This window comes from Ferrimonas pelagia (genome assembly GCF_039543565.1).
GTDB lineage: Bacteria > Pseudomonadota > Gammaproteobacteria > Enterobacterales > Shewanellaceae > Ferrimonas > Ferrimonas pelagia.
This window is the reverse complement of the sequence record NZ_BAABJZ010000093.1, coordinates 62,622-77,871: the sequence shown is the minus strand read 5'-3', so window position 1 is coordinate 77,871 and position 15,250 is coordinate 62,622. Positions and strand designations below refer to the sequence as shown.

Sequence of the window (15,250 nt, the reverse complement as noted above, 5' to 3'; positions counted from 1 at the left end):
TGCCGTTCAGCTAGCTGTTCCCCTTACCGGGCCAGCAGTGGACTTTCACCACCAAGTCATCCGATCGCCACCACGCGAACCGGAACAGTGCCCGTCAAGGCACTGCGTGCCATGCCTGGCACACCCAGTACAAAAGGGTGGCCCGATGGCCACCCTTTTTTGTTCGCTGCGGCCCCGGTTAGCGACCGAATTGGCCGGTGATCACCGGATAGTCCGCCGTCAGGCGGTCCATCGACACCCGGCGGATCTCCCCAACACCGCCCTCGGGCCGGAATATGGCCTCCAACTCGCCGTCCGGGTTGATCAACACGATATCTGCCGCGTGATCCACCAAGTAATCCTCGCCGCTGCCATCGCCATTGGGATTGTCCACCAAGGCATAGACCAGCCCCAAGGATTGACTTAGCTGATACAACTGACCGTGTTCACCGGTTATCGCGGTGAAGTCCGGGTCGAAAAAGCGCACATAGCTGGCCAGCTTATCGAGGCTGTCACGCCCGGGATCAACACTCATCAGCACCACCTGCAATGGCGCCGAGGTCATCACATTCTTCAAGCCGTTATAGGCACGGGCCAGATCGGCCATGGTGGTCGGGCAGACATCAGGACAAGAGGTGTAGCCCAGAAACAGCAGGGTCCAGCGCCCCTGCAACTGGGCATTGGTGAAGCGCCCTGTGCTGTGATCACTCAACTCAAATGGCACCAAAGGCCGAGGGGTCTGCAGCCATAGCGCCGACACCAAGGGCCGCTCAGAGGGGGCTTGCAATGCCACCCCAACCCCCGCCGCCAGCGCCAGCGCGCCCGCTAGGATGATCCATTGCCACCGTAAGGTCATAGCCACAACACCCAATAGTGATCGGCCAACAGCAACACAAACAGCGCCAATAGATGCCAGATCGACAACAAAAACAGCTTCATTGGCGGATAGCGCTCGCTTTGATATTTGACCTGCCAAGCCCGCACCAGAAACCATCCGCTGAGTATCGACGAACCCGTCAGGTACAGTGCCCCACTCATCCCAACCACAACCGGCAGCATACACGCCAACACATAGAGAAAGCTGTACAGCAAGATCTGGGTCTGGGTGTACGCCACCCCATGGGTCACCGGCAACATCGGCAATCCGACCTTGGCGTACTCCTCCTTGCGGGCGATCGCCAATGCCCAGAAGTGCGGCGGCGTCCAGGCAAAGATAATGATCACCAACAACAGGCCGTGGCCGTGAAAGTCCCCGGTCACCGCGGTCCAACCCAGCAGTGGCGGCATGGCGCCGGCCAGGCCGCCGATCACGATATTCTGTGGCGTCGCCCGCTTAAGAAAGCCGGTATAGATCACCGCGTAGCCGATCAGGCTAGCAAGGGTTAACCACGCGGTCAGCGGATTGGTGCCGAGATACAGCATGGCGAAACCCAGTGTGCCGATCAACGCAGCAAAGAGCAGCGCCTGCGCCGCCTTGACCCGGCCTTTGGGCAACGGGCGGTTATGGGTCCGCGCCATGATCTGATCGATCCGACGATCCAGCAGATGATTGATGGCCGCTGCCGCCCCCGCCATCAAGCCGATCCCGCTCAGGCCAAACAGCAGCGCCGGCAAGGGGATCCACCCGTCCGTCGCCAAGCACATGCCCACCAAGGCGGTCAGTAACATCAGCGCGACGACCTTAGGTTTGGTCATCTCCAAATAATCCCGCCACGGCAGACTCGTTACTGCCATGGGTGCTATCTCCACTTTATCCATGCACCACTCCTTTTGTCCGCCATAATCGATAGTTCGCTGCCACCACAGAGAGCAACAACAGGGCCGCAACGCCGTTATGGGCCACCGCGACCGGTAGCGGCAAGGTTGCCGCCACATTGATGATCCCCAGCAGCAGTTGCAGCACCAGCAACCCTGCCAGAGCGTAAGACTCCCGCCGGTAGCCCCCGGCGCGCAAACGCCACCACAGCAGCAGCAAGATCAGCGCCGTCACCCCAGCCCAAAGCCGATGGCTAACATGGATGGTCATCCGCGCCGGGTAATCCAGCACGCCAAACTCGTAACTTTGCGCGGGTGGCGGGAGCGGACTGAATGCCTGCTGCGGCGTCAAACCTTGCCACCACTGGCCTTCGCAGATCGGCAGTTGGGTGCAGGCCAAAGACGCGTAGTTGGCAGAGGTCCAGCCACCGAGTGCGATCTGTGTGATCAGCACCAACAAGGCCACCAGCGCGAAGACACGCCCGGATCGGCCCGAAGTGATCGCCTCCCCTTCTTCGGCGCCGCTCGGCAAGCGAAGCCACAGCAGAAACAACAAACTGAGGATGGCAAATCCACCTAAGAGATGCCCCATGACCACCACAGGCAGCAGATTCAGGGTCACGGTCCACATCCCCAAAGCGGCCTGAAATATCACCAGCCCGACCAACACCCAAGGCAAGCGCTTCGGACCTGATCGTTGACGTCGGGACAGCAGCGCAAGCGCGAGAATGAACAAGCCCAGAGTGCCAGCAACGTAGCGGTGGATCATCTCGGCCCAGGCCTTGGCCGCCTCGACCGGACGCTGCGGAAAGCGCGCTTCAGCATGGGCGATCTGCTCACCGTCCGGCACCGTCAAAAAGCCATAGCAGCCTGGCCAATCCGGGCAACCCAGGCCAGCGTCGGTCAAGCGGGTAAAGGCGCCGAGCAGGATCACCACCAGGGCGAGGATCAGGGTCAATAAGGTCAGTTGACGCATCATCCCTCCTACCCGATCCGGGATAGCTTAAGCAGTTTGCGCAGATCGGCCAGCAGATCTTTGCCCATGGAGAGCGGCACCGCCTGCTGCGGATCAGCGCGGTAGCCCATGACCCATTGGCCCCAAGGATCAACCACCACCAGGGCATAGGGCGCAAGCGCCTGATGTGCCTCGGAATTGGCCGGTATGAGGGTAAAGTTAAGCTGGCGCAGGTTTTCCTGTGCGCGCGGATCGCTGGTGGCGGTAGTGAAGATCACTGGCTGAACCCGAACCTTCTCGCGGCCCAGCGCGATATGTGCTTGTTGGATCACCGTAATGGTGGCCTGACAACGTTGATCGCACTCGGCCGGCAGTTGGGTCACGATCTGCCAATGCTCGCTATCGGGATTCGCCAGTTGTAGTTGATCATAACTGAGCTGCTGCAGCAGCTCGCCGCGGTTGGTGGCACCGCCTTGATACCAGCCCCATTGCAGCGCGCTATAGGCAGCCAATACCGGCAAGGCGAAAGCCAAGATCAACAAAATAAGGGTACGTTTCGAGGTACCGGTGGAGGACATACAGATCTCCCAAAGAAATTCATATCTATCACCGGTACTGCGGGTGACAACAACTTGTCTTAGCGATCTGGAATGGCTCGCTGATTAGCCCAAGTTATCGGCCTGATCGCGCCGATGCAAGCGCCCGCGCCACGCGAGGGTCAAGCTGATCAAGACACAGGCCACTGCCAGAGAAAACCACTGCAGTGCATAGGCCTGATGTTTCTCCGGGGCTAAGTTGATTGGTCGCCACGGACGGGCAAACCCCAGTTCAGACGGCTGTTTCAGCCAGAGCAGGGCAGGCACCACCTCATGCTGCCAAAGCGTCGACAGCGCCGGCCACTCCAATGCCTGGATCCGGGTGACGGCCCCGCTCTCTGGCAGCAACTGCGCCGCCAATCGATTCACGCCGGGTTGATACAAGCGGCCGGATACATGACTGAAAGGCGGGAGCTCGGGCAGCGCTGGCAGTTCATTGCGTCGTACCGGAGCCGGGACAAAACCCAGATCCACCAACAACCAGGGCTGCGCTGGCTCGATCTCGATCGGCACCAGCCAGCGGTACCCCACCTGGCCATCCAGTGTTTGGTTATCCAGTAGCAGCGCCCTTTCGGGCAGCCAGTGGCCAGAAACGCTCAAACGATAACCCGCCAATTCCACAGTGCCGAGCGGCCACGCCAATGGCTGCTCCCCCCGCGCTTCAAGCTGAGCCATCCAATCGCGTTTAAACTCCGCCCGTTCAAGCTGCCAAACGCCAAGCTTGACCAAGAGCACGGTCGCCAGCACAGTAATAACCACACCCACGAGGGATCGCACACTTAGCATATGTCTCGCCCCGGATGCGGGCAGCGGCAAGGAGCCGACATGATCATACTGATAAAAACCGTCATCGTACTGCTACTGCTCTATATCCTATTCAATCTGATCTGGGCAGGGATCAGCATGATCCGCCATGGCAACAGCACGGAGCAACGCTCCATGACCCATTACTTGGGTCGCCGGGTCGGCCTGTCCGCCCTGATCTTACTGCTGCTTATCGTCGCCCTACTCAGTGGACTCATGCCGGTCAATCCAAGGCCCTATTAGCACAGGCTCGATGATGGGGCTCAGGCCGAAGCACGCCCTTTGCCCCTAGCCTTAAAGCACGTACACAAACACAAACAGACACAGCCAGACCACGTCGACGAAGTGCCAATACCAACTGGATGCCTGGAAAGCAAAATGGTTATCCGGGCTGAAATGGCCTTTCAACACGCGGAAAAACATGACGATCAGCATGATGGTGCCCAGCGTCACATGCATGCCATGGAAGCCCGTGAGCAAAAAGAAGGTGTTGCCGTAGATCCCCGAGCTCAGGGTCAGCCCCATCTCGGTATAGGCGTGAACATATTCCTCCACCTGCAACACCAAGAAGGCCAATCCCAGCAGCACGGTCAACCCCAACCACGCCGTCAGCACCTTACGCTTATCCTGCTCCAGCGCGACATGGGCCACGTGCAGCGTCACGGAAGACACCACCAGGATAATGGTGTTGTAAAGCGGCAAGCCAGACCAACCCATCGCTTGCGTCGTGGTGCCATCTGGCGTCGAGATCAGCGGCCACACCGCCTCGAATGTTGGCCACAACACCTCCGCCGTCATGGCATTGTTGCCCGCCCCACCGAGCCAGGGCAATGCCACCATACGCGCGTAAAATAGCGCACCGAAGAAGGCACCGAAGAACATCACTTCAGAAAAGATGAACCAAGACATACCTTGGCGGAAGGAGCGATCCATCTGCGCCGAATACAGCCCACTCATCGACTCCTGGATCACGTGGCGAAACCAGCCCACCACCATAAACAGGATCACCGCGATCCCAGCCAGCAGCACCAGTCCACCGAAACCGCCGCCGGATTCCAGATTGGCCACATAGTTGCCCGCCCCGAGCGCGATCAAAAACAACCCGACCGCACCGACGATCGGCCAGGGGCTGGTTGCCGGGACGTAATATTTCTCGTATTGATTCATGATTCCCTCTCCTTAGCCACGCTCATCGCCTGCTCGGTGATGTTGTAGAGCGTGTAAGACAAGGTCAGCGTCCGGATCGACTCAGGGAGCTCCGGATCCACATAAAACACCAACCCCATTTCCGTTTCAGCACCAGCCTCTAACGGTTGATTGTTAAAACAAAAGCATTCGATCTTAGAAAAATACAGGGCACCCTGCCCCGGACTCACAGACGGGATCGCTTGGCCCACCGTATCCGCCCCGGACAGGTTACGCGCCAGAAAGGCCACCTGGGTCGTTTCGCCCGGATGCACTTGCATCCGCTCGATCTTCGGTTTGAACTCCCACGGCATATCCCCGCGCACATAGGTGATGAACTCCACCGTCACCAGTCGCTGCTTATCGACACTCTGGCTGGCCGTTGCCGCTTCCGTTGACGTTTTGCCGTTGATCCCGGTGATATCGCAAAACACGTCATACAAAGGCACCAGCGCAAAACCGAAGCCAAACATGCCGATCACCACCAGCAACAGCGTAGTGATCAGACGTTGATTTCCGCCCGCCATGAATTACTTCACCACCGGTGGCGTATCGAAGGTATGCAGCGGTGCCGGTGACGGCACGGTCCACTCCAATCCCTCCGCCCCATCCCACGGTTTGGCGGGGGCCTTCTCGCCGCCGCGGATGCACTTGATCACCAGCGCCAAGAAGATCAACTGAGACAACCCAAAGGCAAAACCACCGATGGAAACCACCTGGTTGATGTCGGCAAACTGCAGCGCGTAGTCCGGGATCCGTCGCGGCATGCCTGCCAACCCGAGGAAATGCATGGGGAAGAACAGAACATTGACCGAGATGATGGAGCACCAGAAGTGCCAGCGGGCTAGGCTCTCTGAATACATATGGCCGGTCCACTTCGGTAACCAATAATAGGCGCCGGCCATGATCGAGAACACCGCCCCCGTCACCAACACATAGTGGAAATGCGCCACCACAAAGTAGGTATCGTGATACTGGAAATCCACCGGTGTGATGGCCAGCATCAAGCCGGATAAGCCGCCGATGGTAAACAACACGATAAAGGCGATCGCGAACAACATCGGCGCCTCAAAGCTGATGGCGCCGCGCCACATGGTGGCCACCCAGTTGAACACCTTGACCCCGGTGGGCACCGAGATCAGCATGGTGCAATACATGAAGAACAGCTCGGCCGCGACGGGCATGCCCGTGGTGAACATGTGGTGCGCCCAAACCAGAAACGACAAGCCGGCGATCGACGCCGTGGCGTAGACCATGGAGGCATAGCCAAACAGCTTCTTGCGCGAGAACGCCGGCACGATGGCGGAGATCACCCCAAAGGCCGGCAGGATCATGATGTACACCTCGGGGTGACCGAAGAACCAGAAGATATGCTGGAACATCACCGGATCGCCCCCGCCGGCCGCATCGAAGAAGCTGGTGCCAAAGTACTTATCTGTCAGCACCATGGTGACCGCCCCGGCCAGTACTGGCATCACCGCGATCAACAAAAACGCAGTGATCAACCAAGTCCAGACAAACAGCGGCAGTTTCATCCAGGTCATGCCCGGCGCGCGCAGATTCACAATGGTGACCACCACGTTGATGGCCCCCATGATGGAGCTGATCCCCATGATGTGTACTGAAAACACAAACAAGGCGGTGGAATTGCCGCTAAACGTCGTCGACAGAGGCGCGTAGAAGGTCCAACCAAATGCCGGGCCACCGCCCTCCATAAATAGGCTGCCCAGCAGCAGGGCAAAGGCAAAAGGCAGGATCCAGAAGCTCCAGTTATTCATGCGCGGCAGCGCCATATCTGGCGCCCCGATCATCATGGGGATCATCCAGTTAGCCAGGCCGGTAAAGGCCGGCATCACCGCTCCGAACACCATGATCAGCCCATGGACTGTGGTCATCTGGTTGAAAAAGTGGGGATCCACCAACTGCAATCCCGGCTGAAATAACTCAGCCCGGATCACCATCGCCATGGCCCCACCGGTCAAAAACATAATGAAACTGAACCACAGGTACATCGAGCCGATGTCTTTATGGTTGGTGGTCAGCAACCAACGCATGATGCCGCCGGAGGGGTGCGTATGGTGTTCGTCGTGGCTCTCAACGTGCCCTAGCTGATCGTGCTGGCGCTCTTTTAATGCCGTCGTCATTGTTGTTCTCCTGCTACTGGCCAGCCACTGCGTCAACGTCGGCGGTCTGGATCACTTCCCCGGTTTGGTTATCCCAGGCATTCCGTTGATAAGTCACCACTGCCGCCAGCTCTTTGCGGCTTAACTGACTGGCAAAACCCGCCATGGCCGTGCCTGCACGACCATTGGCCACCACATCGATGTGCTGATCGATCTCGCCCTTGGCGATGGCGCTGCCATTGATGGCCGGGAATGCCGGAGGCAAGCCCATGCCGTTGGCCTGATGACAGGCGGCACATCGTCCCAGATACACCTGCTCTCCTAAGCTCATGGCCGAAGCCAGATCCAATGGTTGCTCAGCAGCAGGTTCGGGCTCGGAGGGCACGGCTGCCGCTTCGGCGGTGGCAGAAGCAACTGCGGTCACCTCATCGCTTAAGGCTCCCGCTGGTGCTGGAGTCGCCGCCTGAGGCGCAACCGAGCCGCCATTAACGTCGGCAGCCTGGACCACGTCGCCGGTATTGTTATCAAACGCGTTGCGCTGATAGGTCACGACCGCCGCCAACTCTTTCAGGCTCAACTGTGCCGCAAAAGCCTGCATCGCCGTGCCGGGCTTGCCATTGGCGACGATATCAATGTGCGCACCGATATCCCCCAGCGCCACCGGACTGGCCTTAATGGCGGGAAAGACACCTGGCAGGCCCATGCCATTGGGTTGGTGACAGGCGGCGCATCGACCGATGTAGATCTGCTCACCCAACGCCATTGACTCATCCAAGGTCAAAACCTGTCCCAGCGAGGCCGCTTCGGCGTCCGCCGCCGCGTTCGCCATCTGCTTCTGCTCAACCAGCCAAGCGTCGAACTCGGCCTCTGGCAACACCTCGACCACCACCGGCATAAAGCCATGATCTTTACCGCACAGCTCGGCACACTGGCCACGATAGGTCCCAGGTGTCGTCACCTTGGTCCAGGCTTCGTTGATAAACCCAGGGTTGGCGTCTTTCTTCACCGCAAAGGCCGGCACCCACCAAGAGTGGATCACATCATCCGAGGTCATCAGGAAACGCACTTTGCGATTGGCGGGAATGACCAGCGGCTTATCGACCTCCAACAGATAGTTGGCGCCCTTCTCCGCTTGGTTCTCGATCTGCTCTTGAGTCGTCGACATCAGACTGTAGAAGCCAACGTCATGACCAAAGTACTGATAGTGCCATTTCCACTGAGAGCCGGTGATCTGCACGGTCAACTCAGCATCGGAGGGATCTTCCATGGCGATCAGGGTGCTGGTGGCAGGCACGGCCATACCGATCAGGATCAGGAATGGCACCACGGTCCAGGCGATCTCGACCTTAGTGCTTTCGTGGAAGTTGGCGGGTGTCACGCCTTTAGAGTGGCGGTGTCGGATCAGTGAATAGATCATCACCCCAAACACCAGCAAGGCGATCACACAACAGATATAGAAGATGGTCATATGCAGGCCAAAAACCTGCTGGCTGATCTCTGTCACTCCTGGCGTCATGTTCCAGAGTGATCCCGATGCCATTGATGGCGAGACCATCAGGGCCGACAAACAGCCCAACAGCGTGTACTTCACAGATACGTCTCCTCTGAGCATTGCTTTCGCAACGTCCAGAAAGAGCGGCCACAGCACAACCCAGCTCTATGCTCGCTCCTTCCCCTAAAATGGGCATGGGCACGTGCATACTCGATTGCACTACATCTGCCGTACAGCTGCCTGAGTTATTCTCTTGAATTCGAGTTTTAAGCTACAGCCTGTTCAAGGCTTGATCAAGATCACAAAACTCAGAATAGAGGGATTTTCAGTGAATTGAATTCGACACCGTAATAACATCCTCACGCCCGGGCTGAAACAGCACGGCGGGACAGTGAGCGCGCTTCTGCACCAATTGCAGGCGCCGTTTATCACGGTGATCTAGGGTCGGCAGCCAAGCCAAGGCCGCCGCACAGGTGCCGGACAGCAGCGATTGCTCCAGCGCCCAAAGCGCCTCCACGTCGTCACCACAGCGGACACGCAGCACCCGGCTGGCCACGATCCCAGCCTCGGACAGCAGCTCTGCCCAATGCCCGGCCGGGGGATTGATCAACACCACCCAACCGGACTGCTGCGCCCACTCTGACAATGCCGGCGTCAAACGGGCCAACGTGACCGCATCACCTTGGTCGCTGCAACCGGACTGGGCGACGGCAGGCCAACTGCGGCGACCGCTCTGCCATAAACCGGGATGATTCATCTGCGTTCCTTGCTGAGTCTTCATTATTGCCAGTCTCCATTGCGGACCACGCCCACTGCCAAGCCTTCGATCGCCAACGCTGTATCCGCTAGATCGACGACGATCGGCTCATATTCTTCGTTTTCAGCGTGAAGATAGACGACGTTACCTTGCTGCTGAAATCGCTTTACCGTCACTTCATCTTCCCCAACCCGCGCCACAACCACCTGGCCATTCCGGGCCTGCTGAGTCTGATGTACCGCCAGCAGATCGCCGTCGAGGATCCCGATCTCCTTCATCGAATCCCCTCGCACCCGCAGCAGATAATCGGCCGCTGGGCGAAACAGGTTGGCGTCCATCTGATAGTGGGATTCGACATGCTCCTGCGCCAGGATAGGCTCGCCGGCCGCCACTCGGCCGATCAGTGGCAATCCCAACTGCTCCGGCTCAGGCTCGCTGTACAGAATGCGAATGCCCCGCGAGGTGCCCGGCACGATCTCAATATAACCTTTACGTGCCAGCGCCTTGAGGTGTTCCTCCGCCGCATTGGCACTGCGAAAGCCTAGCTGACGGGCGATCTCGGCCCGAGTTGGCGGCATACCGGTGTCTTGCATATGGTTCCGGATCAAGTTGAAAACTTCATCCTGACGCGGAGTAAGCGGCTTCATGGCAATCCCTGTGTTTCTGTACAGTATCGATACTGTAATCATATACAGGTAGCTGGTGATTTCAACAGCAATTTCACCGAAATGCTTTTTTCCTAAAGGCGATGAGGTCTGATCTCTCGCATCTCCCCAAGCAAACCGCGCCAGGATCGGCGCCAGTAGCTGTCAGCAGATCGCTTTGGGTGTACACTCTGCGCAAATCGTTCAATAGCCCAGAGAAGCAAGACGCGTGAGTACCCAAATTCTGAATCACTGGCAGCGCCCGGTCAGCTGGATGCAGCGCCTGCTGGTAAAAAGCAAGCCGGTTCCGGAAAACCCTGTCGAGGAGCTCGATCTCGATCCCACTCGCCCCATGGTCTACGTACTCCCGCGCGACTCCTTCTCTGATCGGCTCGCCTTGCATCAATGCTGCCTTTCGCTGGGACTGCCCAGCCCGTTTGAGCCATTGATCATCAAAGGTGAGTCCTTCAATCGCCTAGTGGCATTGGAATCGGCCACGCCGTTATTCGGAGCGAGCGATGAGACCGACTTCCGCGGTCGCTTCGAGCGCCTGCTGGCGCTGCATAATGATCATAGTGATCTCGATGTGCAGATCGTTCCTGTCAGCCTGTTATGGGGTCGTAACCCCGGCAAAGAGGAAGAGAGCGTCAGTGCCACTTTGCTCAACAGCAGTAACCCGACTTGGCTGCGTAAAACGGCCATTATCAGCGTGTTGGGCCGAGATAACTTTATTCGCTTCTCCCGCGCCGTATCGCTGCGCTACATGGCCGACAAGCATGGCACCGACGGGACGATCGCCAATAAGTTGGCCCGCGTAGCTCGGGTTCACTTCGGGCGTCAGCGCACGGTTGCCACCGGCCCTCGCCTGCCGGATCGCCAAGCCTTGTTCCACAGTTTGCTGGCGTCCCCGACGATCAAGCAAGCGATCGCCGACGAGGCCAAGAGCAAGAAGATCTCTGAGCAAAAAGCCCGTCAGCGCGCCCGTGAATACATGGACGAGATCGCCGCCGACTACTCGGACAGCCTGATGCGGATCGGCGACCGCGTACTCACCTGGTTGTGGAACAAGCTGTACAAAGGGATCAATGTCCGCGGCGCCGAGCAGATCCGACAGCTATCTCAGGATGGCCACGGCATCGTCTTTGTCCCTTGCCACCGCAGCCACATGGACTACCTGCTGCTGTCCTACGTGATCTATCGCCAAGGCATGGTGCCACCGCATATTGCCGCCGGGGTGAACCTCAACTTCTGGCCAGCCGGGCCGGTCTTCCGTCGCGGCGGCGGATTCTTCATTCGCCGCTCGTTTAAGGGCAATAAGCTCTACTCCACCGTATTCCGCGAGTATCTGGATCAGCTGTTCAAGCGTGGCTATTCGGTCGAGTACTTCACCGAAGGAGGCCGCTCCCGTACCGGCCGCTTGTTACCGGCGAAAACCGGCATGCTAGCGATGACCGTCAACTCCGTTCTCCGTGGTGTCGAGCGTCCCATTACCTTGGTTCCGGTTTACCTGGGCTATGACCATGTGATGGAGGTGGCCTCCTACCACAAAGAGCTGGCCGGCAAAAAGAAGGAAAAAGAGAGTGCCTGGCAGGTGTTCTCCGCCATTCGCAAGCTGCGTAACTACGGTCAAGGCTACGTCAATTTTGGCGAATCCATCACCATTCATCAGTTCCTCAATGAAGCGAAACCGGATTGGCGTCAGGAGATCGGCGATGGTGAAACCAAACAGCCTTGGTTAACCCCGACCGTGAATCAACTGGCGAACCGATTGATGTGTAACATCAACGACGCCGCCGCTGCCTCCGCCATGACGCTGACCGCCTCGATCCTGCTGGCCACCGAGCAGCACGCGATGGAGCGAAGCGCCCTGGAGAAACAGCTGGATCTTTATCTGGATCTGCTCCGCTCAGTGCCTTACACCGCACGTACCACGGTGCCGGAAGGCGATGGCCAAGCCGTATTGCAGCAAGTGTTGGATCTGAACAAGTTCCAGCTCACCTCCGATGGCATGGGCGAGATCGTCAGCATCCTCGACGGCAGCGCCGTCACCATGACCTACTACCGTAACAACAGCTTGCACCTGCTGATCTTGCCCGCACTGATCGCCGCTTTGTTGCTGCGTCGCGGCTGCCAAACCCAGGAGCAGCTGATCGCCCAGGTCAAAGCTCTGTACCCACTGCTGCAAGCCGAGCTGTTTATGGGTCTGGATGAGCAAGAACTGGAAAACCAACTGCAGGGGCTGATCAACGAACTGGTTCGCCATGAGTTGCTGGAGTCCTGTGAGCAAGGCTTGGTGCCACGCCAGAGCCGCCGCGCCGAGCTGTGCAATCTGGGCGATCTGTTCCAAGAAACCGCGCAGCGTTACGCCATTGTGCTGTCGCGGCTGCAACGTGAGCCGGAGATCGAGCGCGGTGCACTGGAGCGCGACAGCCAGGCACTGGCCGAGCGTATGTCACGTCTGCACGGGATCAGCGCGCCGGAGTTTTTCGACAAGAAGCTGTTCACCACGCTCACCACCCGACTCAAAGAGCAGGGGCTACTCGGTGAACAAGCGGATCAGGCGCAGGTCGCCGAGCTGTATAACATCGTGATGCCACTGCTCACCGCAACGGTACAGAACACCTTGGTGCAATCGAACTGATCCCCCGGTGACGTTCTCGCGCATAACACAAAAGGGCGGCAACGCCCTTTTTTGATCACTGATACACTGACACCATGACCCTAGATCACCGCAATGCCGTACTCGAGCTGCGCCAGCAACGCCTGGCGATCGCTCAGCGCCCCTTTAATGCCCGTGGCGCCACCGTCGTGCGCTGTCCTCGCTGCCAGATCGCACAGGATCACTGCTGCTGCCCTTGGGCTCGCCCCGGCCAAAGCCCGTTGCGCTTTGTGTTGCTGATGCACCACAAGGAGCCGATGAAACCGACCAATACCGGCCGCCTGATCGCCGAGATCCTGCCCGACACCTTGGCCTTTTGCTGGGATCGTACCGAGCCCGATCCCAACCTGCTGACGCTACTGGCGGATCCACGCTATCAGCCCATGGTGGTGTTCCCCGCGACTCACGCCGAGCCAAGTCAGGTCATCGAAACCATTGCTGACACACCTGGCAAACAACCTCTGCTGATCCTACTGGACGGCACCTGGAAGCAGGCCCGGCGGATGTTTCAAAGCGACTACTTGGCGAAACTGCCAGTGCTGTCGATCGATCCCGAAGCAGCCAGCCAATACAAGCTGCGCAGCGCCGCCCACCCTCATCAATTGGCGACCGCCGAAGTTGCCGCCCAAGTGCTTGCCTTGGGCGGCGATCAGCGCAACGCCCAGGCACTGGATGCCTACTTTCAAGTGTTTAGTCAACGTTACTACGCGGGCAAACGACAGTTGCCGATCAACAGTGAAGGCGAGGCCTTCCACTACCTAGAGCAGCTGCGTTAAAGCACGCTGTGCAGTCGTGAGCGGCCAGCCCTCACGCGCGATCTAACTGCAATATCATGCCATCGCTGGCCACCACTCGAACCCGCTCTCCGGCGGCCAGCGTCTGAGCGGTCTGCACCCGCCAACGGGTATCGCCGATCTGCAATCGACTCTCGCCACTGGGAACCGCAACCTCCAACACCCACTGGCGGCCGATCATCTGCGCCGCCCGATCATTCAAGGTCGGTTGCTCAGTCCGTTCGTTATAGCCACGAAATAACTTCCAATACGCCACACTGAGCAGCAGCGTCGCCAGACCAAAGACCATAAACTGGCCCGCCCAGCCCCACTCTGGCAGCAGCCACAACAACAGCGCCAACAGGCATGCCGCCGCAGCGGCTCCCAACAAAAAGCCACCGGTTCCCAATGCTTCCGCGCCCAGCATCAACAGCGCCAGCAGCAACCAATGCCAGGGCTGTAACGCCTCAAGCCATGCGGTGATCACCATCATTTCCCTCCTGACTGAGCGCCGCCTTTCAATAACTCACTGATCCCCGCGACCGAGCCAATAATGCTGCTCGCCTCTAGCGGCATCATTACCAGCTTACTGCTGTCGGCGGTGCCCACGGCTTTGAGCGCCTCGACATATTTCTGCGCCACAAAGTAATTGATCGCCTGCATATCCCCCTCGGCGATCGCCTTGGACACCATCTGGGTGGCATTGGCTTCCGCCTCGGCCAGACGCTCCCGCGCTTCCGCCTGACGTTTGGCGGCTTCCAGCTCACCTTCGGCCTTGAGGATCTCAGATTGCTTCTGCCCCTCTGCCACCTTAATGGCCGCTTCCCGCTCCCCTTCCGCTTCAAGGATGGACGCCCGCTTCTCCCGCTCAGCCTTCATCTGACGCGCCATCGCATCCACCAGATCCCGCGGCGGGCTGATGTCTCTGATCTCGATCCGGGTCACCTTAACGCCCCAAGGATCGGTCGCCTCATCCACCTTGGTCAGCAGCGCCGCATTGATCCGATCCCGATTCGACAACATCTCGTCCAGCTCCATCGAGCCGAGTACCGCACGGATATTGGTCATCACTAGGTTCTGCATCGCTAACTCGAGATCATTGACCTCATAAGAGGCACGAACCGCATCCTGAACCTGGAAAAAACACACGGCATCCGTGGTGACCTGAGCATTATCTGCGGAGATCACCTCCTGCGGCAGAATATCCAGCACCTGCTCCATCATATTTTGTTTGCGGCCAATGTTATCCACAATCGGCACGATCACCGTCAGGCCCGGACTTAACACCCGGGTAAATTTACCGAATCGTTCAACCGTATACTGGTAGCCCTGCGGCACCATCTTGATGCCAGTGAGGATCAGGATCCCCACCAAAACCACGACAGCTAAGGCAATTACGTCCATTCCAAGCATCACATTCTCCAAAAGATATCCAACACCCTCCGCCTCACATTAATCGAAAATCGGCTCACTCGCTTCAGTAAAGTGGCGATTATCCAACCAAGCCCGATCCAGAGGCCATCGACCA

16 protein-coding genes are annotated in these 15,250 nt (G+C 58.5%); 3 read left to right on the top strand and 13 right to left on the bottom strand.

Annotated features, from left to right (window positions below):
* Positions 1-178 precede the first annotated feature (178 nt).
* From ABEA08_RS15445 to ABEA08_RS15425, 5 genes are all read right to left on the bottom strand, one after another.
* Positions 179-835, bottom strand: coding sequence for an SCO family protein (locus ABEA08_RS15445; RefSeq protein WP_345336254.1), 657 nt, complete (start codon positions 833-835; stop codon positions 179-181).
* Positions 832-1,737, bottom strand: coding sequence for a heme o synthase (gene cyoE / locus ABEA08_RS15440; RefSeq protein WP_345336253.1), 906 nt, complete (start codon positions 1,735-1,737; stop codon positions 832-834). Before cyoE ends, ABEA08_RS15445 begins: the two co-directional genes overlap by 4 nt.
* Entirely contained in the window at positions 1,730-2,710 is a 981-nt protein-coding gene (locus ABEA08_RS15435) for a COX15/CtaA family protein (protein WP_345336252.1), read from the bottom strand. The genes cyoE and ABEA08_RS15435 overlap by 8 nt, the downstream gene beginning before the upstream one ends.
* Positions 2,711-2,718: 8 nt before the next feature.
* On the bottom strand, positions 2,719-3,267 hold the full coding sequence (locus tag ABEA08_RS15430) for a hypothetical protein (protein ID WP_345336251.1): 549 nt from the start codon (positions 3,265-3,267) through the stop codon (positions 2,719-2,721).
* 84 nt (positions 3,268-3,351) lie between these two features.
* Positions 3,352-4,071 carry an SURF1 family protein gene (locus tag ABEA08_RS15425; RefSeq protein WP_345336250.1) on the bottom strand — a complete coding sequence of 240 codons (720 nt, stop codon included), beginning with the start codon at positions 4,069-4,071 and terminating at the stop codon, positions 3,352-3,354.
* A 39-nt stretch (positions 4,072-4,110) separates the two neighbouring features.
* Between ABEA08_RS15425 and ABEA08_RS15420 the strand changes: the two genes are divergently transcribed.
* On the top strand, positions 4,111-4,332 hold the full coding sequence (locus ABEA08_RS15420; protein WP_345336249.1) for a DUF2909 family protein: 222 nt from the start codon (positions 4,111-4,113) through the stop codon (positions 4,330-4,332).
* Positions 4,333-4,383: 51 nt separating this feature from the next.
* Here the strand turns inward: ABEA08_RS15420 and ABEA08_RS15415 are convergent, their stop codons facing one another.
* The 6 genes from ABEA08_RS15415 to lexA all read right to left on the bottom strand — a co-directional run bounded on the left by ABEA08_RS15415 (position 4,384) and on the right by lexA (position 10,293).
* Positions 4,384-5,256, bottom strand: coding sequence for a cytochrome c oxidase subunit 3 (locus ABEA08_RS15415; protein WP_425557372.1), 873 nt, complete (start codon positions 5,254-5,256; stop codon positions 4,384-4,386).
* On the bottom strand, positions 5,253-5,801 hold the full coding sequence (locus tag ABEA08_RS15410) for a cytochrome c oxidase assembly protein (RefSeq protein ID WP_345336248.1): 549 nt from the start codon (positions 5,799-5,801) through the stop codon (positions 5,253-5,255). The genes ABEA08_RS15415 and ABEA08_RS15410 overlap by 4 nt, the downstream gene beginning before the upstream one ends.
* A 3-nt stretch (positions 5,802-5,804) precedes the next feature.
* Complete coding sequence (gene ctaD, locus ABEA08_RS15405; protein ID WP_345336247.1) at positions 5,805-7,418, bottom strand: cytochrome c oxidase subunit I; 1,614 nt, start codon at positions 7,416-7,418, stop codon at positions 5,805-5,807.
* A 13-nt stretch (positions 7,419-7,431) separates the two neighbouring features.
* The gene (coxB, locus tag ABEA08_RS15400) at positions 7,432-9,009 is read right to left on the bottom strand and encodes a cytochrome c oxidase subunit II (RefSeq protein ID WP_425557371.1); all 1,578 of its coding nucleotides are present in this window, start codon (positions 9,007-9,009) and stop codon (positions 7,432-7,434) included.
* 205 nt (positions 9,010-9,214) lie between these two features.
* Positions 9,215-9,646: a SulA-like leucine-rich domain-containing protein gene (locus tag ABEA08_RS15395; RefSeq protein WP_345336246.1), complete on the bottom strand. Its 432-nt coding sequence runs from the start codon at positions 9,644-9,646 to the stop codon at positions 9,215-9,217.
* Between the two features lie 23 nt (positions 9,647-9,669).
* Complete coding sequence (gene lexA / locus ABEA08_RS15390; RefSeq protein ID WP_345336245.1) at positions 9,670-10,293, bottom strand: transcriptional repressor LexA; 624 nt, start codon at positions 10,291-10,293, stop codon at positions 9,670-9,672.
* Between the two features lie 271 nt (positions 10,294-10,564).
* Between lexA and plsB the strand changes: the two genes are divergently transcribed.
* Complete coding sequence (gene plsB / locus ABEA08_RS15385; RefSeq protein ID WP_425557373.1) at positions 10,565-12,931, top strand: glycerol-3-phosphate 1-O-acyltransferase PlsB; 2,367 nt, start codon at positions 10,565-10,567, stop codon at positions 12,929-12,931.
* A gap of 74 nt (positions 12,932-13,005) precedes the next feature.
* Positions 13,006-13,725: a tRNA-uridine aminocarboxypropyltransferase gene (locus ABEA08_RS15380; RefSeq protein WP_345336243.1), complete on the top strand. Its 720-nt coding sequence runs from the start codon at positions 13,006-13,008 to the stop codon at positions 13,723-13,725.
* 31 nt (positions 13,726-13,756) lie between these two features.
* On the opposite strand, the gene ABEA08_RS15375 is transcribed toward ABEA08_RS15380, so the two are convergent.
* On the bottom strand, positions 13,757-14,215 hold the full coding sequence (locus ABEA08_RS15375) for an NfeD family protein (RefSeq protein ID WP_345336242.1): 459 nt from the start codon (positions 14,213-14,215) through the stop codon (positions 13,757-13,759).
* Positions 14,212-15,126 (bottom strand): SPFH domain-containing protein, encoded by a 915-nt coding sequence (locus ABEA08_RS15370; protein ID WP_345336241.1) that lies wholly within the window; start codon positions 15,124-15,126, stop codon positions 14,212-14,214. Before ABEA08_RS15370 ends, ABEA08_RS15375 begins: the two co-directional genes overlap by 4 nt.
* Positions 15,127-15,250: the final 124 nt, after the last annotated feature.